Below are 3,835 nucleotides of genomic sequence, written 5' to 3' on the forward strand. Positions count from 1 at the left end.
TTCTTACCGCGAGGGGGCGCGTTCTCGGTGCGTGGCCGGGCGATGAGGCGGACAATCATTCCACAGGGCTTCCACAGGATAACGGTAGTCAACTATGGCCTGGATATACTGTTGCGCATGGTTACTATAGCTGTTGTGCGGCGATGATATGGGTTGCCGCCGCAGCCAGGACGACGACGTCGTTGCAGACCCGCGTGAGGAGATCCAGATGAGCATTGACCTTCCCGCCGGCGAACAGGCGTCGGCCGCCACCCACCGCGCGACGTGGGCAATGGGCGACTACGCGCGCATAGCGGAGGAAGTGATGGCTCCGATCGGGCCGCTATTGGTTGCCGCCACGGGTATCGGCCCGGGCGATCGGGTGCTCGACGTTGCTGCCGGATCCGGCAACGTTTCGATTCCTGCCGCCAAGGCAGGCGCCAGCGTGGTTGCCAGCGACCTCACCCCGGAGCTGCTGCAGCGTGCCCGGATGCGTGCTGCGCAACAGCACCTGGCGCTGGAATACCGGGAAGCCAACGCCGAAGCGCTACCGTTCGCCGACGGCGAGTTCGATGCGGTGCTCTCGGCGATCGGGGTGATGTTCGCGCCCCGCCATCAGCGCGCGGCCGACGAACTGGTGCGCGTGTGTCGCTCCGGAGGAAAGCTCGGTGTGGTCAGCTGGACACCAGAGGGCTTCTTCGGCCAGATGCTCGCCACGATCAGTCCGTACCGGCCGACGCTGCAGCAAGGCGATCCTCCGGCGGCGTTGTGGGGACGCGAGGATTATGTCGCCCGGCTGTGGGGTGACCGAGTCGGCGACCTCAGCACGCGGCGGGGCATGTTGACAGTTGACCGGTTCGACAGCACCGAGGCGGTGCACGAGTACTTCAAGCACCACTACGGCCCGACCATCGAGGCCTACCGCCACATCGCCGACGATCCCGAGTTGGTCGCCACCCTCGACGCCGAACTCGTCGAGCTGGCCCGACGCTACTTGACCAACGGCACCATGCAATGGGAATACCTGCTCGTCACCGCCACGAAGCGGTGAGAGCGGCCACGTCTAGTCGCGGTGGTATTGGTCGTTGCTCAGGATTTCGACGCCACGCCATCCCCAATACACCCGATGGGCTTGGATGAGCCCGCCGTCGATTTCCATGACCTCGACGAAGTCCATCTGTTCGCCGTTCGGTGTGTGCCGAGGGTATTCCCAGGTGGCGCGATGCCCGTCGGTGCAGAAGCCGGTCCGGTAGTACTGCCGTTCATCCGGCGTGCGCGCCACGACCTCCGTAAGGAAGGGTCGCAACTCATGATGGCCCCGGCACACTCCCGGACCGCCGAGAATGTGTGCCGCAACAGGGCTTTCCAAGGTTGCGTCCGGCGCATAGCAGGCCAGTAGCGCCTCGGCGTCATGACGAGCAAGTGCTTCTTCCCAGCGTTGAACTACCGCTTCAACAGCCTCGACGCTGCCCTGAGATTCACTTCTCTTGATGCCGCCCATGGCTTCTCCGTTATTCTCCTTCTTCTTCGGCTCACCGAGGGATCAGTCCGCCGGCTAACACATCCTTCACCTGTCGCTGCGAAAGGCGTTTGCGCAGAGCGAAAGACGTTTCCTTGGTGACACTGTCGACCTGCAGCGTATCCTTGCTGGCCAACGTGTCGCGAAGATCGGTGATGCGCAGCGTATCGCCCTGCTCGGTTGCGTCGTAGTCGTCCTCGTTGTCGAACTCGAGTGCCAGCACGCCAGCGCCGAGGCGGCCGCGGTCTCCGGCGAACACAACCACACCGAGTCCTCTTTGGTGCCTGACCGCCCGGGAAAGTTACGCGGCATGGTGCGCAACGAGTTCGCCCGACCGCCGGGGTCTGGCCCATGCCGATCCAGCCCATGCATCCCGCTTGGTGGATACGTGCACCGGCGATCACCAGGTCGGTGATTGCGCCCATCTTCGTCAGGTCGGTCAGTATCTGCCGTGATGTCGGGTTGATGTCGAAGCTGACTTGTGGTGACGTTTGTCGTCCGGCCACCATCGCGGCGGCTATCGCGAAATCGCGCAGTCCAGGGTTGGCGCTCGAACCGATGACCACCTGTGCCACGTCTTCGCCGGCTACCTCGCGAACGGGAACCACGTTGCCCGGCGACGACGGCTTTGCGATCAGCGGTTCGATCTTCGACAGGTCGATGGTGTCCTCGATGTCGTAGCCCGCGCCGTCGTCGGCGACCAGCTCGACCCAGTCGTCCTCGCGCCCTTCCGCCCGCAAGAAGTCGCGTACCGCCTCGTCGCTGGGAAAACTGTTGTGGTGGCGCCTAATTCGGCGCCCAGATTGGCGATGACGTGGCGGTCCATCGCGGTCAGGCTGGCCAGTCCGGGCCCGTGGTACTCGATGATCCGGTTCACCCCGCCTTTGACGTCGTGACGGCGCAACATCTCCAGGATGACGTCTTTGGCCGAACACCATTCGGGCAGCTTGCCTTCCAGTCGCACACCCCAGACCTCGGGCATCCGCAAGTGCAGTGGACGCCCCGAAATGGCCAGCGCCACTTCCAAACCGCCCACCCCGATGGCTAACATTCCCAGCGAACCGGCTGCCGGCGTGTGGGAGTCCGAGCCCACCATGGTCTTGCCGGGAATCCCGAAGCGCTGCATATGGTGCTCCCTTTATGACCACGATGCACCGCCGTGCTACCCGGTATATTCCCGGGACAAGATCACAGTGACCACACCCGTGGGTCGTGCCATGCTGAAGATTCCACTGTCAATGCAGATATCGGTCACGTCAGCGACCCGCATTGTTTCAATTAACGTAGGCTAAGTTAAGAAACGGACCGCGGCATTACCCAAATGCACCATAGCCTTGCTTTACTTAGGCAACGCTGACCTGAATAAGCGTTACCTTTGTTGCAAACGGTCGTCTACCTGCTCTAACCTTTTTCTATGAGCGATCGGAATGTCCCCACAACCAAATTCAATGCGCTTGTTCAAGAGCAAATACGTAACGAATTCACCGCTGCCCAGCAATATGTTGCAGAGGCGGTGTATTTCGATGGCGAGGACTTGCCACAGCTGGCGAGACATTTTTACAGCCAGGCCGTCGAAAAGCGAAATCACGCGATGATGCTGGTGCAGTACCTGCTTGACCGCGATGTCGCCATCGAAATCCCGGGAGTCGACACGGTGCGCAACCAGTTCGACACTGCACGCGATGCGTTGGCGCTGGCGGTGGACCAAGAGCGCGCGGTGACCGAACAGGTCAGCCGGCTCGCCGGCGTGGCGCGTGAGGAAAGCGACTACCTGGGCGAGCAGTTCATCCAATGGTTCTGCAAGGAGCAGACCAGACAGATGGCGCTGATGTCTACCCTGCTGCGAGTCGCCGACCGCGCCGGGCACAACCTCTTCGACCTGGAGAACTTCGTCGCTCGTGAGGTCGGCTCGGCGCCCAGCGCCTCAGGCGCTCCGCATGCCGCCGGTGGCAGCCTCTGACCGCGTGCGGCGCGGTCTGGTCAGCCGATGTGTAAGGGGTCGATCTGGACCCGGACGGGTTCGTGTGTCGCCCGGGCGCTGAGCACGGCGACGCCGCGCCGCAAGGCAGCCGCCAACGCCAGACCCTGATCACGGGGCACCCGTAGCAGCATCCGGGTCACCGCCGTGTCGGCAGCGAAGCCCGCCGGGCGGCGTGCCCCCGGCGGCAGCTCAACCGGGCCGAGCGCATCTGTGCCGTCGGGCAGCTGGACTTCGCCGAGCAGCGCGCCCACCGCGTCCGCGGTGCCGTCGACGGCGGCGATGTGCACACTTGGCGGCAGGCCGACTTCGCTGCGGCCGGTGAGCTCGGCATCCGCGTGGCCGACTGGGTCCCAGCG

The 3,835-nt window shown here is 63.7% G+C and carries 5 protein-coding genes and 2 pseudogenes; 2 read left to right on the plus strand and 5 right to left on the minus strand.

Going from position 1 to position 3,835, the window contains the following annotated elements; genetic code table 11:
• Positions 1–208: 208 nt before the first annotated feature.
• On the plus strand, positions 209–1,030 hold the full coding sequence (locus tag ACFE99_RS23780; RefSeq protein WP_375489157.1) for a class I SAM-dependent methyltransferase: 822 nt from the start codon (positions 209–211) through the stop codon (positions 1,028–1,030).
• A gap of 12 nt (positions 1,031–1,042) precedes the next feature.
• On the opposite strand, the gene ACFE99_RS23785 is transcribed toward ACFE99_RS23780, so the two are convergent.
• The 4 genes and pseudogenes from ACFE99_RS23785 to ACFE99_RS23800 all read right to left on the minus strand — a co-directional run bounded on the left by ACFE99_RS23785 (position 1,043) and on the right by ACFE99_RS23800 (position 2,624).
• A complete protein-coding gene (locus ACFE99_RS23785) occupies positions 1,043–1,480 on the minus strand; it encodes a nuclear transport factor 2 family protein (protein ID WP_375489159.1) in 438 nt (145 codons plus the stop codon).
• A 31-nt stretch (positions 1,481–1,511) separates the two neighbouring features.
• Positions 1,512–1,763, minus strand: a complete 252-nt coding sequence (locus ACFE99_RS23790; RefSeq protein ID WP_375489165.1) for a hypothetical protein — start codon at positions 1,761–1,763, stop codon at positions 1,512–1,514.
• A 136-nt stretch (positions 1,764–1,899) separates the two neighbouring features.
• Positions 1,900–2,238, minus strand: a pseudogene (locus ACFE99_RS23795) (aconitate hydratase); the annotation flags it as partial.
• A complete protein-coding gene (locus tag ACFE99_RS23800) occupies positions 2,133–2,624 on the minus strand; it encodes an aconitase family protein (RefSeq protein ID WP_375489161.1) in 492 nt (163 codons plus the stop codon). The pseudogene ACFE99_RS23795 and the gene ACFE99_RS23800, both read right to left, overlap by 106 nt.
• 288 nt (positions 2,625–2,912) lie before the next feature.
• Between ACFE99_RS23800 and ACFE99_RS23805 the strand changes: the two genes are divergently transcribed.
• Positions 2,913–3,458, plus strand: coding sequence for a ferritin (locus ACFE99_RS23805; RefSeq protein WP_375489163.1), 546 nt, complete (start codon positions 2,913–2,915; stop codon positions 3,456–3,458).
• 20 nt (positions 3,459–3,478) lie between these two features.
• Here the strand turns inward: ACFE99_RS23805 and ACFE99_RS23810 are convergent.
• Positions 3,479–3,835, minus strand: a pseudogene (locus tag ACFE99_RS23810) (primosome assembly protein PriA); the annotation flags it as partial.

Origin of the sequence: uncultured Mycobacterium sp. (assembly GCF_964249325.1) — a bacterium.
GTDB lineage: Bacteria > Actinomycetota > Actinomycetes > Mycobacteriales > Mycobacteriaceae > Mycobacterium.